17 protein-coding genes are annotated in these 20,909 nt (G+C 72.2%); 5 read left to right on the top strand and 12 right to left on the bottom strand.

Going from position 1 to position 20,909, the window contains the following annotated elements; translation table 11 throughout:
* From ACLBYE_RS22310 to ACLBYE_RS22270, 9 genes are all read right to left on the bottom strand, one after another.
* Positions 1-1,017, bottom strand: a 1,017-nt coding sequence (locus tag ACLBYE_RS22310) for an MCP four helix bundle domain-containing protein (protein WP_447695832.1), incomplete at its 3' end; no start/stop codon positions are given.
* Positions 1,018-1,206: 189 nt separating this feature from the next.
* A complete protein-coding gene (locus ACLBYE_RS22305) occupies positions 1,207-2,178 on the bottom strand; it encodes an NADPH:quinone oxidoreductase family protein (RefSeq protein WP_447695831.1) in 972 nt (323 codons plus the stop codon).
* A 55-nt stretch (positions 2,179-2,233) separates the two neighbouring features.
* Entirely contained in the window at positions 2,234-4,321 is a 2,088-nt protein-coding gene (locus ACLBYE_RS22300; RefSeq protein WP_447695830.1) for an ATP-binding protein, read from the bottom strand.
* A 132-nt stretch (positions 4,322-4,453) separates the two neighbouring features.
* Complete coding sequence (gene polA, locus ACLBYE_RS22295) at positions 4,454-7,624, bottom strand: DNA polymerase I (RefSeq protein WP_447695829.1); 3,171 nt, start codon at positions 7,622-7,624, stop codon at positions 4,454-4,456.
* Positions 7,625-7,646: 22 nt separating this feature from the next.
* Positions 7,647-8,006 carry a HepT-like ribonuclease domain-containing protein gene (locus ACLBYE_RS22290; RefSeq protein ID WP_447695828.1) on the bottom strand — a complete coding sequence of 120 codons (360 nt, stop codon included), beginning with the start codon at positions 8,004-8,006 and terminating at the stop codon, positions 7,647-7,649.
* Positions 7,987-8,283, bottom strand: a complete 297-nt coding sequence (locus ACLBYE_RS22285) for a nucleotidyltransferase family protein (RefSeq protein WP_447695827.1) — start codon at positions 8,281-8,283, stop codon at positions 7,987-7,989. Before ACLBYE_RS22285 ends, ACLBYE_RS22290 begins: the two co-directional genes overlap by 20 nt.
* Before the next feature lie 60 nt (positions 8,284-8,343).
* Positions 8,344-9,825, bottom strand: coding sequence for a UdgX family uracil-DNA binding protein (locus ACLBYE_RS22280; RefSeq protein ID WP_447695826.1), 1,482 nt, complete (start codon positions 9,823-9,825; stop codon positions 8,344-8,346).
* Complete coding sequence (locus tag ACLBYE_RS22275) at positions 9,825-11,036, bottom strand: putative DNA modification/repair radical SAM protein (RefSeq protein ID WP_020092534.1); 1,212 nt, start codon at positions 11,034-11,036, stop codon at positions 9,825-9,827. Before ACLBYE_RS22275 ends, ACLBYE_RS22280 begins: the two co-directional genes overlap by 1 nt.
* A gap of 76 nt (positions 11,037-11,112) precedes the next feature.
* Positions 11,113-11,658 (bottom strand): regulatory protein RecX, encoded by a 546-nt coding sequence (locus tag ACLBYE_RS22270; protein WP_447695825.1) that lies wholly within the window; start codon positions 11,656-11,658, stop codon positions 11,113-11,115.
* Positions 11,659-11,882: 224 nt separating this feature from the next.
* Between ACLBYE_RS22270 and ACLBYE_RS22265 the strand changes: the two genes are divergently transcribed.
* The 3 genes from ACLBYE_RS22265 (at position 11,883) to grpE (ending at position 16,863) form a co-directional block, all read left to right on the top strand.
* Complete coding sequence (locus tag ACLBYE_RS22265; RefSeq protein WP_020092536.1) at positions 11,883-13,301, top strand: TAXI family TRAP transporter solute-binding subunit; 1,419 nt, start codon at positions 11,883-11,885, stop codon at positions 13,299-13,301.
* A gap of 51 nt (positions 13,302-13,352) precedes the next feature.
* Positions 13,353-16,145 carry a [protein-PII] uridylyltransferase gene (locus tag ACLBYE_RS22260; RefSeq protein ID WP_447695834.1) on the top strand — a complete coding sequence of 931 codons (2,793 nt, stop codon included), beginning with the start codon at positions 13,353-13,355 and terminating at the stop codon, positions 16,143-16,145.
* Positions 16,146-16,248: 103 nt separating this feature from the next.
* The gene (gene grpE / locus ACLBYE_RS22255; RefSeq protein ID WP_026604829.1) at positions 16,249-16,863 is read left to right on the top strand and encodes a nucleotide exchange factor GrpE; all 615 of its coding nucleotides are present in this window, start codon (positions 16,249-16,251) and stop codon (positions 16,861-16,863) included.
* A 21-nt stretch (positions 16,864-16,884) separates the two neighbouring features.
* On the opposite strand, the gene ACLBYE_RS22250 is transcribed toward grpE, so the two are convergent.
* The 3 genes from ACLBYE_RS22250 to ACLBYE_RS22240 all read right to left on the bottom strand — a co-directional run bounded on the left by ACLBYE_RS22250 (position 16,885) and on the right by ACLBYE_RS22240 (position 18,343).
* Positions 16,885-17,256 (bottom strand): hypothetical protein, encoded by a 372-nt coding sequence (locus ACLBYE_RS22250; protein WP_447695833.1) that lies wholly within the window; start codon positions 17,254-17,256, stop codon positions 16,885-16,887.
* Between the two features lie 185 nt (positions 17,257-17,441).
* A complete protein-coding gene (locus tag ACLBYE_RS22245) occupies positions 17,442-18,179 on the bottom strand; it encodes an outer membrane protein (RefSeq protein ID WP_447695824.1) in 738 nt (245 codons plus the stop codon).
* 35 nt (positions 18,180-18,214) lie between these two features.
* Complete coding sequence (locus tag ACLBYE_RS22240) at positions 18,215-18,343, bottom strand: hypothetical protein (protein ID WP_447695823.1); 129 nt, start codon at positions 18,341-18,343, stop codon at positions 18,215-18,217.
* Positions 18,344-18,895: 552 nt separating this feature from the next.
* Here ACLBYE_RS22240 and ACLBYE_RS22235 point away from each other — a divergent pair.
* Complete coding sequence (locus ACLBYE_RS22235; protein ID WP_447695822.1) at positions 18,896-19,741, top strand: DUF6502 family protein; 846 nt, start codon at positions 18,896-18,898, stop codon at positions 19,739-19,741.
* An 11-nt stretch (positions 19,742-19,752) separates the two neighbouring features.
* The coding region (locus ACLBYE_RS22230; protein ID WP_447695821.1) for a DUF5666 domain-containing protein at positions 19,753-20,909 on the top strand (1,157 nt) is incomplete at its 3' end.

Below are 20,909 nucleotides of genomic sequence, written 5' to 3'. Positions count from 1 at the left end.
GGGGGGGGCGGCGCGTCCGGCCGCGCCCGCCCCCCGGCCGGAGCGATCGGCGGTGTCGGCGGCCGCCCCGGTCATGGCCGAGGCCGTGTCCTTGAGCGCGACGGCGGCGGCCGACACCGTGCCGATGATGCCGCCGACCGTGCCCTCGAAGGCGTCGGCGATGCGGTGCATGCCGCTCCGCCGCTCCGCCTCGGCCGTGGCGCGGGCCTGTGCAGCGTCGTGCTCGAGCGTGCGCGCCCGGATCAGGCCGTCCTTGAAGACCTGGACGGACGCCGCCATGGCGCCGATCTCGTCCCCGCGCTCGGAACCGCCGACGGCCGCGTCGAGGTCGTCGGCCGCGAGCCGGCCCATGGTTCCGGCCAGGGACCGGATCGGGCGGGCGACCCGGTTCCAGACCCACCAGACCGCCGCGCCGGTCATGAGCAACCCGATCACCGCGAGCGCGACGGTGACGGACCACGCCGTCCGGAACGCGTCCTCGGAGCGCTGGACCGAGACGTTCGTGCCCTCGGCGGTGACCTGGGCCAGATCCGCCAGGGCGTCGAAGGCGGCCACGAGCGGCGGGCGGGCCGGCGCGATGGCGTCGCGGGCCGCGTTCCGGTCGCCGCGCCTGAGCGGCGCGAGGATCGCCTCCCGGGCGACGCGATAGACCCTCCACCGCCCCTCGCACGCGTCCCAGAGCGCGCGCTCCCGGGGCGTCGTCGCGCGCGCGCGGTAGCTCCGGAAGGCCTCGGGGATGGTCCGATCCATCTCGACGAACTCGGCATCGAGGTCCCGGTTCTCACCGTCGTCGACGGCGACCACCTTGCGGATCGTCGTCGTGTGGTACCGCAGCATCAGGAATCGAATCGTATGGAGATCGTTGTCCTTGCGCACCCAGACGTCGCGGGTCTCCACGGCGGCGGCGTTGATGGCCTGTATCTGCATCAGGCCGACGGTCGAGCTTGCCAGGAACAGCAAAAGACCGATTATCGAAGGAAGTATCAGCTTCGATACGATGCTTCTTCGAAAATTCATCTCGGGCACCACGGATGACGACGCGACCGCATCGAGGCGCATGAAGATGAAGGTCGAACCGATCCGCAACCTTTACTGCGAAAATGGTCCGCGTCGCAGATCAGCGCGGAGCGCATGACTCGTCGCCCGCCGACGCCGTGCGGCGGGTCGCGTGCCGCTCCCCCGGGAGGCGGGCGGCCGCGCCCCGGGTCAGGGCCGCAGCAGCACCTTGCCCACCGCCGCGCGGCGGGTCAGGAGGCCGAAGGCCTCCGGGTACTCCGCCAGCGGGTAGACGCCGTGGACCTGCGCGGTGAGCCTGCCCGCGGCGACCCAGTCGAGGAGCCGGCGCTGATCGGCCCGGTGCGCCTCCGGCTCCCGGTCCAGGAAGGCGCCCCAGTGGACGCCCTGCACGTCGAGCTCCTTGAGGAGCATCAGGTTCAGCGGCAGCCGCGGGATGGCGCCGGCGGCGAAGCCGATCACGAGGAAGCGCCCGCGCCAGCCGAGCGCCCGCAGGGCCGGCTCCGCGTAGGCGTCGCCGACCGCGTCGTAGACCACGTCGATCCCGCCGCCCGAGATCCGGCGCAGCTCGTCCTTGAGCGTCGCGGGGTCGTAGACCAGGCCCGCCTCGGCGCCGTGGGCGCGGGCGACCGCGAGCTTCTCCTCCGAGGAGGCGCAGGCGATGACCCGGGCGCCCATCAGCCGGCCGAGCTCGACGGCGGCGAGGCCGACGCCCCCGGACGCGCCGAGGACCGCCAGCCACTCGCCGGGCTGCAGGCGGGCGCGGTTCGCCAGGGCGTGCAGCGAGGTGCCGTAGGTGATGGTCAGCCCAGCCGCCTGCTCGTCCGGCACGGCGTCCGGCACCGGCGTGAGCCGGGCGGCGTCGAGGGCGATCAGCTCCGCGCAGCAGCCGTGCCCGGCATGGACGATCACCCGGTCGCCCACGGACACGCCCGCGGCGCCCTCGCCCAGCGCCTCGACCACGCCGACCCCCTCGCCGCCCGGCGAGAACGGCAGGGTCGGCTTCACCTGGTAGCGCCCGGCGGTGATCAGCGTGTCGAAGAAGTTCAGGGCCGCCAGCCGCATCCGCACCAGCGCCTGCCCGGGGCCCGGCACCGGGTCGGGCCGCTCGACGATCTCCAGATGCTCCGGCCCGTCGAGCCTCGTGCACAGCAGCGCCCGCATGGCGTCCCTCCTCCCCGGCGTGTCCCGGTCGATCAGGCCCGAACCGTCCGCACGGTCAAGCCGTTCCGATCATCTCGCGGATGCGGGCGCCCAGCACCTCCACCACGAACGGTTTGGTGATGACCTGCATCCCGGCCTCGAGGGGCCCGTTGCCGAAGACCGCGCTCTCGGCGTAGCCGGTGACGAACAGGACCTTGAGGCCGGGGCGCGTGAGCCGCCCGGCCTCGGCCATCTGGCGCCCGTTCATGCCCCCCGGCAATCCGATGTCGGACACCAGCAGGTCGATGCGCACGTCGGATTGCAGCACCCTGAGGCCGGCCGCGCTGTCGGCGGCCTCGATCGCCGTGTAGCCGAGATCCTCCAGCACCTCGGTGACCAGCATGCGGACGGTCGGCTCGTCGTCGACCACCAGCACGGTCTCGCCCGGCGCGGCCCGCGGCGGCGCGCCGACGGCGGCGTGCGCGTCCTCCTCGGCCACCGCGCCGCGGTGGCGGGGCAGGTACAGGCAGACCGTCGTGCCCCTGCCGACCTCCGAGTGGATCCGCACCTGGCCGCCCGATTGCTGCGCGAAGCCGTAGATCATCGACAGGCCGAGGCCGGTCCCCTGCCCAAGGGGCTTCGTGGTGAAGAACGGCTCGAACACCTTGCCGACGATCTCCGGCGCCATGCCGCTGCCGGTGTCGGTGACGCACAGCGACAGGTACTGGCCCGGCGGCATGTCGTGGCGCCGGGCGGCGCGCTCGTCGAGCCAGGCATTGGCGGTCTCGATCGTGATCCGGCCGCCCTCCGGCATCGCGTCCCGGGCATTGATGCACAGGTTGAGGAGCGCGTTCTCGAGCTGCGGCGGGTCGACCAGGGCCGGCCAGAGGCCGGGCGGCGCCACGACCTCGACCATTACGGCGGGGCCCACGGTGCGGCGGATCAGCTCCTCCATGCCGGCCACCAGCCGGTTCACGTCGGTGGGCTTCGGGTCGAGGGTCTGGCGACGCGAGAAGGCGAGCAGCCGGTGGGTCAGCGCCGCGGCCCGCTTCGAGGCCCCCTGCGCGGCGTTGATGTAGCGGTCGACGTCCATGACGCGGCCCTGGCCGAGCCGGGTCTGGATCAGCTCCAGCGAGCCGGAGATGCCGGCGAGCAGGTTGTTGAAGTCGTGGGCGATGCCGCCGGTCAGCTGACCGACCGCCTCCATCTTCTGCGACTGGCGCAGGGCCTCCTCGGCCGCGGCCAGGGCGTCGGCGCGCTCGCGCTCCGCGGTGAAGTCGCGGCCGACGGCGTTGATGAACCCCTCCCCCGGCCGGGCCGCCCAGCTGATCCAGCGGTAGCCGCCGTCCCGGTGGCGGTAGCGGTTGTCGAAGCGCGCGAGGCTCGATCCCGCGGAGAGCTGCCGCGCGCCCTCGACGGTGCGGTCGAGATCGTCCGGATGGACGAAGGCGATGAGCTTGGTTCCGACCAGCTCGTCCGGACGCCAGCCCAGCACCTCGGTCCAGGCCGGGTTCACCGCGGTGATCGTCCCGTCGAACAGGCAGCGGAGCATCATGTCGGACGAGAGCGTCCACAGGGCGTTGCGGTCGGCCGTGCGCTCCTCGACCTGGTGCGCCAGCGTGGCGTTGAGTTCGCGCAGCTCCGTCAGCGCCGCCTCCAGCCGGCCCTGGCTCTCCTTGAGGGCGGCGTCCGCCAGGACCCGGCCGGTGGTCTCGTTGGTGAGGATGAACAGGCCGGCGACCCGGCCCTCGGCGTCGAGAACCCGCGAGTACGAGAAGGTCCACCACGTCTCGCGGGCGCCCCGATCGGTGTCGAGCTGCCACGGCAGGTCGACGAAGCGCTCCGGGCGGCCCGCCATCGCGGCGTCGATGATCGGCCTGGCCTGACCCCAGGCATCCGCCCAGACCACGTCGAACCGCTCGCCCATCGCCCAGGGCAACCGGGGGCCGAGGAGCGGGAAGTAGGTGTCGTTGAAGAAGAAGTGGAGGTCGGGCCCCCAGGCCAGGATCATCGATTCCGGCGAGTTGAGGACGAGCGACAGGGCCGCGCGAAACTCCGCCGGCCACGTCTCCGGAAGCCCCAGGGGATGACCCGACCAGTCGCGCGCGCGGATCATCCGCGCGGCCTCGCCGCCGCCGGAGAGGAAGGCGAGGGGGTCGGTCACGGGCTCTGAGCGGTGCAGGTCATGGGCGTACGGCGTATGACGGTCTTCGGCGGCCTGTCCAGGATGCCCGGTCGCGGTTCAGCGACGTCGGTTCAGAGGGCCACCGGCTCGGCCTCGATCCGACCCGACCCGTCAATGCGCCTCCTGCCAGTTGCCCGCCGCGTTGGCCTCGACCACGAGCGGCACCTTCAGCGTCAGGGCCGGCGCCGGCGCCTCTTCCATGACGCCGCGGATGATCGGGATCGTCCGCTCCACCTCGTCCTCGGCGACCTCGAAGACCAGCTCGTCGTGCACCTGCAGCAGCATGCGGGCGTTCAGCTTCTTGGCGGCGAGCGCCGCCTCCATCCGCGTCATGGCCCGGCGGATGATGTCGGCGGCCGAGCCCTGGATCGGCGCGTTGATCGCCTGCCGCTCGACGCTGGCGCGCTCGGAGGGGTTGTTGGAGCGGATCTGCGGGTAGTGGCACACCCGGCCGAACAGGGTGGTGACGTAGCCCTTGTCGCGGCAGCTCTTCTTGGTGGTCTCGATGTAGTCCCGGATGCCCGGGAACTGCTCGAAATACTGCTTGATGAACGCCGAGGCCTCCTCGCGGCCGATGCCGAGCCGGTCGGCGAGGCCGAAGGCCGAGATGCCGTAGATGATGCCGAAGTTGATGGTCTTCGCCCGGCGCCGCAGGTCGGGGGTCATCTCCTTGAGCGGCACGCCGAACATCGCCGAGGCGGTCGCCGCGTGGATGTCGATCCCGTCCTCGAACGCCTTCCGGAGTTCCGGGATGTCGGCCATGTGGGCCAGCAGCCGCAGCTCGATCTGCGAGTAATCGGCCGAGATCAGCCGGTTGCCGGGTGCCGCCACGAAGGCGCGGCGGATGCGCCGCCCCTCCTCGGTGCGGATCGGGATGTTCTGCAGGTTCGGCTCGGAGGAGGACAGCCGCCCCGTGGTGGTCGCCGCCAGCGAGAACGAGGTGTGGACCCGCGCCGTCTCGCGGTCGGCATGGGCCTGGAGCGCGTCCGTGTAGGTGGATTTCAGCTTCGAGAGCTGCCGCCACTCCAGGATCTTCTTGGGCAGCTCGTGGCCCGCCTGGGCCAGCTCCTCCAGCAAAGTCGCGGGCGTGGCCCACTGGCCGGACGGCGTCTTCTTGGCCCCCGGCAGACCCATCTTCCCGAACAGGATGTCGCCGATCTGCTTCGGCGAGCCGACCGAGAACTTTTCCCCGGCATCCTCCTGGATCTCCTCTTCCAGGCGCACGAGGATCTGCGAGAAATCCCCGGACAGGCGGCTCAGCATCTCCCGGTCGACGCGGATGCCGCGCTGCTCCATCCGGGCGATCACCGGCAGCAGGGGCCGCTCCAGGGTCTCGTAGACGGCGACCCGGTGCTCGGCCACGAGGCGCGGCTTCATCATCCGCCACAGGCGCAGGGTGACGTCGGCGTCCTCGGCCGCGTAGGCGGTGGCCTTGTCGATGGCGACGCGGTCGAAGGTCACCTTGTTGCGGCCGGTGCCGGCCACGTCCGAGAAGGTGATCGGCTGGTGGCCGAGGTGCCGGCGGGCCAGCTCGTCCATGCCGTGGCCGCCCTTGCCGGCGTCGAGCACGTACGAGATCAGCATCGTGTCGTCGAACGGCGCGACCTCAATGCCGTAGCGAGCGAGCACCACCCAGTCGTACTTGAGGTTCTGGCCGACCTTCAGGACACCGGGATTCTCCAGGAGCGGCTTCAGCCGACTGAGCGCCTCCTTCAGGGGGATCTGGCCCGGCACCGGCTCGACCACGTCGGAGGGCGCGGCGCCCTCGCCGAACAGGTCGGTGGCGTCCGCCTGCACCTTGGCGGCCTGGACATGGGCCAGCGGGATGTAGCAGGCCCGGCCGGTGGCGACCGCCAGCGAGACGCCGACGAGGCCGGCCCTGTGGGCATCGAGCGAGTCGGTCTCGGTGTCGACCGCGATCACGCCGGCCTCCTCGGCCTCGGCGATCCAGGCGTCGAGCTGCTCCAGCGACGAGACCGTCTCGTAGGCGGCGGTGTCGAACGGCGCCACGGATTCCGCGGCGCGGGCCGCCACCACGTTGCCGGGTGTCGCCTCGACGGGTGCCCGGGGCTTGGCGGGCGCGTCCGGCAGGTCGAGATCGGCGAAGGGATCGATCTCGCCGCCCTCCGGCGGGGCGGCGCCCGGCGGGCGCTCGGCCCCGGCGGCCGCGGTCTCGGGATCCGGCGGCACGGAATCGCCGAAGAACGGCACCGCGTCGCTGCCGCCGGCGGCGTTGCCGTAGCCGTGCGGCCGGGCGCCCGGCAGGAGCCGCGGGTCGGGCTTCACCGCCTCGGGGTCGACGTGCAGCATCTGGGCGATGCGGCGCGTCAGCGTGTTGAACTCCATCGCCTTGAGGAAGCCGACCAGCTTCTCGGGATTGGGCTGGGGCACGCCGAGCTCGTCCAGCGGCACCGGGACGGGCACGTCCTCCATCAGCGCCACGAGCCTGCGCGACAGCTTGGCCTGATCGACGTTGGCGAGCAGCGTCTCCCGCCGCTTGGGCTGCTTGATCTCGCCCGCCCGCTCCAGCAGGGCCTCGAGGCTGCCGAATTCCTTGATCAGCGCCGCGGCCGTCTTCAGGCCGATGCCGGGCACGCCCGGCACGTTGTCGGAGGTGTCGCCGATGAGCGCCAGCGCGTCGCCGATCTGGTTCGGCTGCAGGCCCTCCCACTTGGCGACGATCGCCTCGACGTCGAGGTTGCGCTCGGGCCGGTAGCCGGGCTTGCCCTTGGCGCCCGACTCGAAGTCGTAGAACCGGACCTGCGGCCCGACGAGCTGCATCAGGTCCTTGTCGGACGAGACGATGATGACGCCCGCGCCCCGCGCCTCGGCCTGGCGGGTGTAGGTGGCGATGAGATCGTCGGCCTCGTAGCGCTCCAGCTCCACCGCGTGCAGGCCGAAGGCGCGCACCGCGTCGCGCATCAGCGGCATCTGGCGCTTCAGGTCGTCGGGCGCGTCCGGGCGGTGGCCCTTGTAGTCGGGGAACATCTCCTTGCGGAACGAGCCCTCCGACTTGTCGAAGACGATCCCGAGATGGCTCGGCATGGTGCCGGCGGCGCCGTCCTGCAGGAACTGCGCGATCTTGGTGCAGAACAGCCGCACGGCGCCGGTGGGCAGCCCGTCGGAGGGGCGCGAATTGTATTTCTGGTCCTGGTTGATCGACTGGAAATAGGCCCGGAAGATGAAGGACGAGCCGTCGACCAGGATCACCTGATCGCCGGGTCCGACGGGCTTGGTCTCGGGGCTCGAGTCGGGCTTCGCGTCGGGCTTCGAGTCGGTCATGGGCTCAGGCGGCTCGGGGCGATCAGGAGTCGGGCGCGCGGGCGATTTCGGCGCGGCAGGCCGCGACGAGAACGGGCAAGCGCTCGTGGACGGTCCGCCAGACGATGTCCAGCTTGACCCCATGGTAGCCGTGACGAAAGACGTTTCCGATGGAGGCGATGTCGCGCCACGGCACATCCGGATGGCGCTCGCGCATCGCGTCGGTCAGCCGTCGGCTCGCCTCCGAGACGATCTCCAGGCAGCGGACGACCGCGTAGTTGGTCCGCAGGTCCGCCACGAAGGCCTCGAACGTCATGCCGGCGACGAAGCGCTGGGCGGCATCGGCGTTGTCGACGATGTCCTCGCAGGCGGCGAGCGCCCGTTCAGAAGGCGGAAACCGCATCGTGCTCGGCCCTCTGACGGACGCGCGGCTTCAGGCTTTCCCGGTCGGCCACGTCGACCGGAACCGGGAACAGATCGTCGATGAAGCGGCACAGGCCGGCATAGGTGAAGAGGTCGCGCACGCGCTCCCGGTCGATCTCGATCATCACGTCGAGGTCGCTGTCGGCCTCCGCGTCGCCCCGGGCAACCGAACCGAACAAGGCCGCGTGCAGCACGCCGCGGCGGCGCAGTTCCGCCTCGTTGGCGCGCAGGATGTCGAGGGCGGCGAGCTTGTCCATGGCGGCGGGACCGGAGGGAATCGGCGGCCGCCAGCATAGCAGAACCGCGGCAGGGGAGGATCAGGCCGCGAGCTCGCGCCCGAGCGCCTCCACCCGGCGCAGGTCGTCCACGAAGGCCGCGTAGGCCTCCGCCTTCGCCTCGTCCGGCAGCCGGAGCAGGTAGGACGGATGGACCGTGATGAAGCCCTGGAACCGGTTGTCGTGCCGGTCGAAGCGGAACGGGCCGCGCGCCCGGGTGATCGGGATCGCCTTGCCGGTCAGCGCCAGCACGGCGGTCGCGCCGAGCGCCACGACGAGCTTCGGACCGACGAACTCGAGCTCCCGGTCGAGCCACCACCGATAGTGGCTGACCTCGCCGGCTGTCGGCTTCTGGTGGATGCGGCGCTTGCCGCGCTCCTCGAACTTGAAGTGCTTGACCGCGTTCGTCAGGTAGCTCGCGCCCCGGTCGATCCCGGCCTCCGCCATGGCGCGGGAGAGCAGCTGGCCGGCGGGCCCGACGAAGGGCCGGCCCTGCCGGTCCTCCTGGTCGCCGGGCTGCTCGCCCACGAAGGCGACCGTGGCCCCGACCGACCCCTCGCCGAGCACGGCCTGGGTGGCCCCCGGCACCAGCGGCTCGGTCCGGCGGATGATCGCGTTCAGCTCCTCGAGGCTCTTGGGATCTTGGTCGGCCATGGCGGCGACGGCCCGGGCGGGTTCGCGGCGTGTGGGCAAGGTCGGCTCCCTCTCGATCATGGCTTCGGTGCGCCCGGCCGCCGCCCGGACCAGGGCCGGGATCGCGGCCGTCTCGGGCATGTTGTGCCAGTACTTCTTGGGCATCTCCGCCCGCATCGCCTTAAGGTTGGTGCGGGCCGGGTTGAAGGTGCTCTCGTAATAGGTCTGCCAGCCGGCCTCGAAGCCGTCGCCCTCCGGAAGTTGGGCGCGGTCGCCGGGCGGCCCGAAAGTCAGGGTCTCGGTGTCCCAGTGGGCCGAGCCCTCGGGCGTCAGGATCGACCAGCGCATCCCGCGGAAGCGATCGACGAAGAACGGCGCCGCCGCCTCGAGGATGTGGTGGTCCGGCTCGAACCACGCGACGTAGCGCTCGCCGTCCGGTCCCTCCGCCCGGCGGAAGCGCAGGAAGGCGTGCATCTTGTGGAGGTCGCGCCCGATCGCCTTCGCCATCCGGTGCAGGCGGTGGACCAGGGGGTCGCTGCCGACCTCCATCAGGTGCCGCTCGCCGCGGCAGACCCGCCAGATCAGCGCGTAGAGCAGGCCGTAGCGCTCCGGATCGCGGTGGGGAATGACCTGCGGGATCAGGGTGGCAACGGCCTTCGGCAGGACGAGCGGCGTGCCGGTCGCCGGCTCGGCGTCGCTGCCGAACAGGCCGGGCGCGTCCGTCACCGACCACGTCACGGCCTCGGGCGGGACGCCCTGCGCGACGAGGCTCCGGGCGGCTTTGCGGAAACCGTCGAGATCGGCGCCGGGGCGCAGCGCGACGGCGCGCGGCGACCGCGCATCCCCTCTCTCCACGGAGGCGGACGGAAACGGCGCGGGCCCCGACCCCATCAGAACAGGCTCAGCTGCGCCGCGGGCTCGACCAGCCGCGTCCGCAGGTCGAGCCGGTCCGTCAGCCCGACCGGCCGATGGTCGGCGGCGACGAGGAACGGCCGCGCCCGCTTCAGCCCGGAGGTCAGCCGGGCGACGTCGTCGAGGCGCAAGGTCGCGTGGCGGCGCGCCCGGACGATCTTGTCGACCGCCCGCGCCCCGAGCCCCGGAACCCGCAGCAGCCATTCCCGGTCGGCGCGGTTCACGTCCACGGGGAATTTGTCCCGGTGCTTCAGCGCCCAGGCGAGCTTCGGGTCGATGTCGAGGGCGAGCATCCCGCCCTCGGAGGCGTCGGCGACCTCGTCGGGGGTGAACTCGTAGTACCGGAGCAGCCAGTCGGCCTGGTAGAGCCGGTGCTCGCGCTGGAGCGGCGGCGGCTTCGGCGGCAGGATCGCGGAGCCGTCCGGGATCGGACTGTAGGCGGAGTAGTAGACCCGCTTCAGGCCGACGCTGCCGTAGAGCAGCGCGCTCTTGCGGATCAGGGCCTCGTCGGTGGTGGTGTCCGCGCCGACGATCACCTGCGTCGAGTGGCCGGCCGGCGAGAAGCGGCGCTTCTCGGCCTTGGCCTGCACGATGCGCTCGCCGATCTGCGCCATGGCGCCCTGGATCGCGGCGCCGTCCTTCTCGGGCGCGAGACGCTCCAGGCTCGCCTCGGTGGGCAGCTCGACGTTGATCGAGAGCCGGTCGGCATAGAGGCCGGCCTCCTCGATCAGCCATGGGCTCGCCTCGGGGATCGACTTGAGATGGATGTAGCCGGCGAAACCGTGGTCGCGCCGGAGCGACTTCGCCACGCGGGTCAGCAGCTCCATCGTGTGGTCAGGTGACTTGATGATGCCGGACGAGAGGAACAGGCCCTCGATGTAGTTGCGCCGGTAGAAGTTCAGGGTGAGGTTCACGACCTCCTCCACGGTGAACTTCGCCCGCCGCACGTTCGAGGAGCGCCGGTTCACGCAGTAGGCGCAGTCGAACAGGCACCAGTTGGTCAGCAGGATCTTGAGGAGCGAGACGCACCGCCCGTCGGGCGTGTAGGCGTGGCAGATCCCGGCCCCGGTGGTCGACCCGAGCCCGTCCTTGCCGGCGGCCCGCTTCGGCGCGGCCGAGGAGGCGCAGGAGGCGTCGTACTTGGCGGCGTCCGCGAGGATGCGCAGCTTCTTGGCCAGGGTCTCGTCCATCGAACAGACAATGAACAACGCGGCCGAAGGTGCAAGGCCGGCGCGGCGTTCACCCCGGGCCGCGATGCCGCACCCGTCACGCCGGCGGGTCGGGCTCGCCGGATTCGTCGGGCTCCCGGTCGACCACGCGGCGGGCGAGGCCGTAGGCGAAGCCGGCCCGGGCCAGGGCCGCGAGGTCCCGGTCGCGGTGCGTCGCCCGCTGGTCCGGGCGGCGATACGGTCCGAGGCGTCGCCGCCTGGCGTAGGCCTGCGCCGCCTGCTCCTCGATCGCGTCCGCCTCCCCGTCCGGCAGGGCGTCGCGCTCCGCCAGCATGGCGGCCTGCACGACGTCGCGCGGGACCCCCTTGGCGGCGAGCTTGGCCGAGACGCCGCGGGTCGAGGTGCCGCGGCGGCGCAGGGTGGCGAGGCGGGTATCGGCGAAGCGCGCGTCGTCCACGAGGCCGGCCGACACCGCCCGCGCGACGGTCGCCGTCACGAGGTCGGCGAAGCGTTCGGGATCCTCGCCCCGGGCCCGCGCGCGCTTCTGGACGCGGCGCGCGAGCGTCCGGCGCAGCATCTCGGTCGAGGCGCTGTAGCGCTCCAGATAGTGGAGCGCCGCACGCTCCAGCCAGGCCGGGCTCACGGGGCCGGGCGGCTTGATCTCGCGGTCGCGACCTTCTGGCGCGGATCCTGCAACGAATGGAGATTTCACCGGTTCTTCACGATCTCGACAGGTTTGCGTTCCATGACTCGGGTATGGAACGCGCGCAACGCGACAGGCTCGGCCATGGCCCGAACCACCGTTCTTCGCCCGGCACTCCGCAGGGCCGATGGCGCCTGCGGCTGCACGGCGCGGCGGCCGTACTGATGCGGCGCGAGTGGCTCCTGGTCCTCGTGGCCCTGGGGCTCGCCGCGGCCGCGGCCGCGATCGTCTACCTGTCGCGCCCGAACACCCTGACGGTGGCGGTCGGCCCCCAGGACGGGCCCGAGGCCGCGCTGATCGAGGCCTATGCGGGCGCCCTCGACCGGGCGCGGGAAGACGTCCGTCTCAAGGTGGTGCGCTACGGCGACGTGCGCGACAGCGCCCTGGCACTCCAGCGCAACAAGGCCGACCTCGCGGTGGTGCGGCCGGACGTGTTCCTGCCCGAGAACGGGCTGACCCTGGCGATCCTGCACGACGAGGCGCTGGTCATCGCGGCGCCGGAGGCGGCCGATCTCGACGACGTGCCGGCCCTGGCGCGCAAGCGGCTCGGCATCGTGGTCCGCCACAGCGCCGACCTGTCGTTCCTCACGAACCTGCTCTCCTTCTACGACCTCGTGCCGGACATCGTGGGCGAAGACGCGCCGGAGGCCGGCCACGCCGCCGAGGCGGAGCCCGGCCACGTAGTCGTGGTGCCGTTGAAGGTCGGCGACGTCACGGCCGCACTCACCGAGAAGCGGGTCGACGCGGTGGCGGTGATCGCGAGCCCGGCCTCCAAGCCGGCGGCCGCGGTCGTCCGCGCCGTCGAGCTGGGCGCGCCGGACCGCAAGATCGGCTTCGTCTCGATCCCGGACGGCGACGCGATCCTGCAGCGCTTCCCGGAGCTGCAGTCGGTGACGATCCCGGCCGGCACCTTCGGCGGCCGCCCGAAGCGGCCCGACGAGGAGGTCAAGACCGTCGGCGCCTCCTATCGCCTGATGGCCCGCGGCACGGTGAGCCGCGTCGCGGTCGCCTCGGCGACGCAGCACCTGTTCGAGTGGCGCTCGCGGCTCGCCTCGACCGCGCCGGTGGCCAAGCTGATGAAGGCGCCGGACTTCGACACGACGGTGGCGGCGACCTCGGCGCGCCTGCCGAACCACCCCGGCGCCGTCGACTATTTCGAGCGCGAGCAGCAGACCTTCCTCGACCGCTACGAGGATTACATCTACCTGTTCGCCTTCTTCGGCGGCACGATCGGCTCCGGCTTCGCCTGGCTCGGCCAGCGCCTCGCCCGCAAGCGCCGGGAGCGGGTCGACTTCGTCCTCGACCGGCTCCTCGACATCATGCGCGAGGTGCGCGCGGCGACCAGCGCCGCCGAACTCGACGCGATCGCGATCGAGACCGACGGGCTGGTGGCCGACGTGGTCTGCTACGCCCGCGAGCGCAGCATCGACGCGCGGACGGTCAGCGCGCTGATCCTGGCGGTCGACGGCGTCCACGCGGCCATCGCCGACGCGCGGCGGCAGACGAGCGAGACCGAGCCGCGGGCGGCGACCCGCAACCGCACGGCGCGGCTGCTCGCCCTCGATCTGCCGGCCGCGGAGTAGCGGCGGGCGCCGCATGGCTGGCGGCTTAGGGATATCATGCTAACGGGAACCATGTTCGATCCCGTCGCCGCCCTCGATACGGTTCTCGAGAACCTCGACCGCGAGGCCCGCGAGCCCACGAAGCTCCGGGCCGCGCTGGTGCCGCAGCTGCGCCGGGTGATCGAGGAGGGCCACCGGGCCGCCGAGGCGCAGCTCCTCGAGGACCGCAACGGGCTGCTGTGCGCGCAGACCCTGTCGAATCTCACCGACGCGGTGGTGCGGGCGATCCACGACGCCGTGGTCTGGCGGCTCTATCCCAACGACAACCCGTCGACCGGCGAGCAGCTCGCGGTGGTCGCCACCGGCGGCTACGGCCGGGGCACGATGGCGCCGGGATCGGACATCGATCTGCTGTTCCTGCTGCCCTACAAGCAGACCGCGTGGTCCGAGAGCGTCGTCGAGGGGATGCTCTACGTCCTGTGGGACCTGAAGCTGAAGGTCGGCCACGCCACCCGCTCGGTCGAGGAATGCCTGCGCGAGGCGCGGGCCGACATGACGATCCGCACGGCCCTCCTGGAGGCGCGGTACCTGTTCGGCACCCGGGTGCTCTACGAGGAGCTCGTCACGCGCTTCGACGCCGAGCTGGTGGTCGGGTCCGCCGCCGAGTTCGTCGAGGCGAAGCTGCGCGAGCGCGACCTGCGCGTCTCCAAGGCCGGCACCTCGCGCTACCTCGTCGAGCCCAACGTCAAGGACGGCAAGGGCGGCCTGCGCGACCTCAACACGCTGTTCTGGATCGCGAAGTACACCTACCGGGTCCGCGACCAGATCGAACTCGTCAGCGCCGGCCTGTTCACCCCGGAGGAGTACGCGCTGTTCGAGCGCTGCGAGGAGTTCCTGTGGCGGGTGCGCTGCCACATGCACTTCGCCACGAAGCGCGCCGAGGAGCGCCTGTCCTTCGGTCTGCAGCCGCGGATCGCCGAGCGCTTCGGCTACGAGGCCCGGGGCGGCCTCTCCGGCGTCGAGCGCTTCATGAAGGCCTATTTCCGCATCGCCAAGGATGTGGGCGATCTCACTGCCATCGTCTGCGCCGAGCTGGAGGCGCGCCACGCCAAGCGCACGCCGGTTCTCGACCGCTGGATCGGCCGGTTCCGCGATCGGTTCCGGGCGACCGCCATGGAGGCGGAGGATTTCTGGATCGACCACGGCCGCGTGAACCTGCGCGCGGAGGACGCCTTCGAGCGCGACCCGGTCAACCTCATCCGGCTGTTCTGGCTCGCCGACCGGCACAACCTCGCGATCCATCCGGACGCCAAGCGGCTGGCCAACCGGTCCCTGCGCCTCGTCAACCCGTCGCTGCGCGTGGACCCCGAGGCGAACCGGCTGTTCGTCGAGATCCTGACCTCGCGGAACGCGCCGGAGGAGGCGCTGCGCGAGATGAACGAGGCGGGCGTGCTCGGCCGCTTCATCCCGGATTTCGGCCGCATCGTCGCGATGATGCAGTTCAACATGTACCACCACTTCACGGTGGACGAGCACCTGCTGCGCACGGTCGGCGTGCTGGCGGACATCGAGTCGGGCCGGGCCCAGGAGACCTACCCGCTGGTCTCGCGCCTCGTGCACTCGATCCACAACCGCACCGCGCTCTACGTGGCGATCCTGCTGCACGACATCGCCAAGGGCCGGCCGGAGGACCACTCGATCGCCGGCGCCGCCATCGCCGAGAAGCTCTGCCCGCGCTTCGGCCTGAACCAGGCCGAGACCGAGACGGTGCGCTGGCTGGTGGAGCACCACCTGCTGATGTCGATGACCGCGCAGAGCCGTGACCTCTCGGACGCCAAGACGATCGAGCGCTTCGCCGCGAGCGTGCAGAGCCTGGAGCGGCTGAAGCTCCTGACCATCCTGACGGTGGCCGACATCACCGCCGTCGGCCCCGGCGTCTGGACCGCCTGGAAGGGCACCCTGGTCCGCACCCTGTACGACGAGACCGAGGTCTACCTCTCGGGCGGCCATTCCGAGATCGCCCGCACCGACCGGGTGCGCCTCGTGCAGATGGGCCTGCGGGAACAGCTGCCCGGCTGGGGCTCGGAGGAGTTCGACGCCTACGCGGCCCGCCACAGCCAGGCCTACTGGCTCAAGGTCGACGGCACGCGCCAGCTCAAGAACGCGATCTTCCTGCGCGACGTCGTGCGGGACGGGAAGACCAGCGCGACCGACGTCGCCCTCGATCCGGTCCGGGGCGTGACCGAGATCACGGTCTACTCGCCGGACCATCCCCGCCTGCTCGCCATCGTCACCGGCGCCTGCGCGGCGGCCGGCAGCAACATCGTCGACGCGCAGATCTTCACCACCACGGACGGGTTCGCCCTCGACACGATCTTCATCTCGCGCGCCTTCGAGCGCGACGACGACGAGCTGCGTCGGACCAAGCGCATCACCGCGGCGATCGAGCGGGCGCTGAAGGGCGAGATCAAGATCGCCGACCTCGTGGCCGACAAGCACCCGCCGACCAGCACCCGCGCCAAGACCTTCCCGGTGCCGCCGGACGTCATCATCGACAACGCCCTGTCGAGCCGGGAGACCGTGGTGGAGATCACCGGCCTCGACCGGCCGGGCCTGCTCTACGAGCTCACCACGGCCTTCAGCCGGCTGTCGCTCAACATCACGTCGGCGCATGTGGCGACCTTCGGCGAGCGCGCCGTGGACGTCTTCTACGTCACCGACCTCACCGGAACCCGGGTGACGCAGCCCGACCGGCAGGCCGCGATCCGGGCCGCCGTGATGGACGTGTTCGCCCACGACGTCGCGACGCTCAAGGCCGAGGGTCTGGAGGCGCTGGTGGCGGCGCCGCCGCCGCGCGAGGCGTGAGCGTACGGGTTGATTTCGCGGCCCCGTGGCCAGATATCAGCGCCGACTCCATCATCCCCCACCGATTCCCGCCCACGACTGAAACGTGATGACGAGCAACGACATGCCCCAGGATGACCAGCGCCAGACCACGGTCGAAGCCGGTGCCGGCGCGGCCCAGGATCCCGCGCCCGCGGGTCAGGGCAGCGAGTCGGCCACCGTCGATCCGGTCGCGGAGGCCCTGGCCCTGCTGACCGCCGAGCGCGACGAGCTCAAGGACCGGACGCTGCGCACCCTCGCCGAGATGGAGAACCTGCGCCGCCGGACGGAGCGCGAGGTCGCCGACGCGCGCGCCTACGCGGTGACCAACTTCGCCCGGGACGTGCTCAACGTCGCCGACAACATCCGCCGCGCCCTGGACAGCGTCCCGGCCGACGCGAAGGCCACGGCCGACGGCGCCCTGAAGGGGCTGATCGACGGGATCGAGCTCACCGAGCGCGACCTCGGCAAGACCCTCGAGCGCCACGGCGTGAAGATCGTCGAGCCGCAGGGCCAGAAGTTCGACCCGAACCGCCATCAGGCGATGTTCGAGGTGCCGAACGCGGAGGTTCCGGCCGGCACCGTCGTGCAGGTCGTGCAGGCGGGCTACGTCATCGGCGAGCGCGTGCTGCGCCCGGCCCTGGTGGGCGTCGCCAAGGGCGGCCCGAAGGCGGCCGCCAACCCGGCCGACGCCGCCTGAGCGGTCCCGCTGCGGCGCGCCCTACTGGCAGGGCAGCGCCGCGGCGAAATCCGAGATGAACTGCGCGGTCTGGCGGGTCTGGGCCGGCGCGGCCGGATCCCGGGCGACGAGCCCCGCCTCGACGCGGAGGCGGCCGTTGCAGGCGCAGGTCGGCAGCGTTCCCGCGGCCGGCTCGGGCGAGCACGCATCGTGGTGCGCGCAGGCGAGATCCAGCGCGTCGATCGGCGGGTAGCCGGGCCCGCGGCTGCCGGGGCCGCAGAAATTCCCGTAGATCAGGATGGCGCCGCGCCCGTCGGGCCCGGGGGGCACGATCTCCTGCGCCCGCGCCGGGACGGCGCAGGCCGCGAGCGCGACGGCGAGCAGCATTGTCGTGAGGGAGGTCGGGCTGGGCATGCTCACGGCCGATCCTGTCGGAGAGAATCCGCGGTCCCGCGGGGCTGCACCCGCGCGGTATCCGGCCTCACCGACATTCCTCGGCCGTGGACAGGCTCGCGCGGCCGACAGATTCGCGAAGCCGAATGCAGGGCATTGCGACCCAGCTTGACCGCTCCGTCAAGCTATCGTCCAATGAATATTGCTCAGAATCGGTAATTCACACCGGCCCGAACCACCGCAAAACCGGAATCCTGTTTGCCGGCACCATAAAACGCCGGAACACTGGCGTTGTAGTACGTGGCGGCGGTCGTTCCGCGGCCGAGATGGAGGTAGAGCGCCTCTACCTTGGCGGAGAGCTTCTCGGTGAAGGCGTACTCGATGCCGCCGCCGGCCGCGTATCCGGTCCGGTCGGTCGACGGCAGGGTGTAGGGGTAGGCGCCCGCGTAGGTCGCGCGCGCCCCGCCGCCGTAGGCGAAGCCGCCGGTCCCGTAGACGAGGACCCGGTCGAACGCGTAGCCGAGCCGGGCGCGGACCGTGCCGAAATAGTCGAGGCTCGGTCGGACACTGTAATACGGCGTCGTGCCGAGATAGGCGGCGTCCGCCTTGGCGAAGGCCGCGCCCTGGATGTCGGTCTCTACGCCGACGACGACGCCGGAGCCCGGCGTGAATTGGTAATTGTAGCCGATCTGGCCGCCGCCGGCGAAGCCGCCGGACCGGCCGCCGCCCGTGACGGTGCCGTAGGTCGGGTCGGTGAAGCCGCCGCTCCCGGTCGGGAACGCGTATCCCGCATTCACGCCGGCATAGAAGCCCGTCCAGGTGAAGACCGGAAGCGACGGCAGTGGCGGCGGCGGCGCGCGGCGGGGCAGGTCGGCCGCCTGGGCGGTGAGGGCCAGGCAGCCGCATGCGGCGCCCGCGAGGGCTGCGGAGATTCGTGCGTTCATGGAAATCTCGTTCGGCGCGCGGCGGAGCCGCGGGATCAGAGGGCCAGGAGGAGCAGCCCGACGACGGTCACGGACAGGATCAGGCAGAGGGCGAGATCGAGGATCGCCGCCCCACCGCAGTTCGGCGCAGTTCGTGCGCGGTCGATACCGGACAGGGCGATCAAGAGCGGACCTCCCGGTTCTCTCCGGTGCGCGCCGCGACCCTCACGGCTCTCGCGGCGCGTCGGGTCCCGACGGCACCCGAGGGTGGCGCCGCCCCCCCCGGGGGGGGGGGGGGGGGGGGGGGCGGCGGGGGCCCCCGGGGGCCCGCGGGGGGGGGCGGTCGCCCCCCCGCCCCGCCTGAGGGGGTGGCGGGAGCGGCGGCCTGCGGCGCCCTCGGTGAACCGGCGCGGTGGACCGTTTCCGCGACGGCGACCCCGAGGACGGGCAGCGTGAGCGCGGCGACGACGCAGACGAGGCGTCGGAGCCGCGGAAGGGGATCACTCAGGCGGGACCGTCGCGCCTGGGCAGTGGGAAGCGTGAGCGGCGGCAGGGGCATCGCCACGAGCGTTCGCGTATCAGTCGTCATCGGCCGGCCCCGCATTTCGTGGGAAATTTGACCACGAAGCTTGTCTACGTGTGCAAAAATCCCACGTCAACGCGAAATCGACGGACCAGTGTGCGTCGCCGCACGCGGTGGGATTGTGTCCCACGGCATGAGCCGTCACGATGCGGCCATGTCTGACACTGCCGATACACCGCGGGAGGGCGCCAGCCTGCACGCGCCGCTGGCGCGGCTGCTGCGACCCCTCGTGCGCCTGCTCGTCGCCCGCGGCATCACCTTCCCGGCGCTCACCGACCTGCTGCGCGAGCTCTACGTGAACGTCGCCGAGTACGACTTCGCCCTCAGCGGCAAGGAGCAGACCGACAGCCGCGTCTCCCTGCTCACCGGCATCCATCGCAAGGAGGTCCGGCGCCTGCGGGGCGCCGGTGCTCCGGTCAGCGCCGTCCCGGCGGTCGTCTCCCGCACCAGCCGGATCATCGCCCGCTGGATCGCCGACCCGGCCTTCACCGACGCGCAGGGCCAGCCCCTGAAACTTCCGCGCACGGCCGAGGGCGGCGCACCCTCGTTCGAGTCGCTGGTCGCGGGCGTGACGCGGGACCTGCGGCCGCGCGCCGTCCTCGACGAGTGGATCGATCGCGGGCTGGCCTTCACCGATCCGCAGGACCGGATCGTGCTGGCCGAGGCCGCCTACGTGCCGAGGGGAGACGGCGCCGAGGGCCCCCAGCTCTACTATTTCGGCCGCAACCTGCACGACCACATCGCCGCCGCCGTCGCCAACATCCTCGGAGACGCGCCGCGCTTCCTCGAGCGGGCGGTCCACTACGACGGGCTGTCCAAGGACCTCGCGACCAGGCTCGAGGCGCGCGCCCGCGAGATCGCCATGGAGGCGCTGCAGCAGGCCAACCGGGAAGCGCACGCCGCCTGCCAGACCGATCCCGGCGGCACGCATCGCTGGAACTTCGGCCTGTACGTCTACACCGAAGCGGCGCCGCCGGCGCCGCGAGCGGACGAGCGGTGAGAGGGCGGCCGGTGCGCGCCACGCTCAACCGCCGGTTCGTCCTGCGCCTGCTCGCGGGCGCCGCGACCGTGCTGCCCGGCACCGTCCGGTCGCAGGAATCCCCGCGCGATCAAGGCATCGGCGGGACCGGCATGATGCGGACCGACGAGCCGAAGAGTGGGCCCCTCGGCGAGGGCGACCGCGGGATCGGCGGCACCGGCGTGATCGGCACGATCCGACGCTTCGGCTCGATCGTCGTCAACGATCTGCGCATCGCCTATCCGCCCGAGGTGGAGGTGCGCATCGACGGCACGGCCGCGAAGGCCGCCGACCTGAAGATCGGTCAGGTCGTCCACGTGGTGGCGCGGCCCGAGGGCGGCGGACTCGCCACCGGACGGATCGACGTCACCAGCGAAGTGGTCGGGCCGGTGGAATCGGTCGCGCCGGGGCGGCTCGTGGTGCTCGGCCAGCGGGTCTCGACCGCGGGTCTCGGCGGCGCGTGGCAGCCGGGCGCGCGGGTCGCGGTGAGCGGGCTGCGCCGGCCCGACGGGGTGATCGTGGCGAGCCTGATCGAGCCGCGGGACACCGGTCCCGACCGCGTCGCCGGCCCGGTGCGGCGGGTCGCGGGCGGCCTCGGGATCGGCGGCCTCCGCCTCGCGGGCGCCGACGCCCTGCCGCCGGGCCGGCGCGCCCTGGTGACGGGCCGTGTGGCGAACGGCGTCCTCACCGTGACCAACGCCGCGCAGGTCGGCCTGCCCTTCCCGCCGGGTCTGAAACAGGTCTCGATCGAGGCCTATATCGGCCGGGATAGCGGCAGGCTCGACGTCGGCGCGGGCTACGCCGTCGCGGGTCGCCCGGGCGCGCAGGTTCCGCGCACCGGGAGCGTGCGGGCGGTGCTGACCGCGGCGATCGCCCGGGACGGGGACCTGACGGTGGAGCGGCTGCGGATCGAGAACCGCATCGCGCCCGAGCCGCAGCGGCCGGACGCCCCGCGGTTCGAGCGGGAGCGCGACCGGCTCGACCTCCGCAACCTCCCCGACGAGGCGCCCGGCCGCTTCGGCGCCGAGCCCGGCGGCCGCCAGGGCGGCCTGGGCGGCATCGGCGAACCGCGCGGCCCCGCGATCGACACCCGGCCGGGGGGCGCGGTCGTCCCCGGATCGGAGCCCCCCGGCGGATTCGGAGCGCCGCG

The sequence above is a fragment of the Methylobacterium sp. A52T genome, from assembly GCF_053346095.1.
The sequence above is the reverse complement of the archived record's forward strand: the minus strand, read 5'-3'. Positions and strand labels throughout refer to the sequence as shown.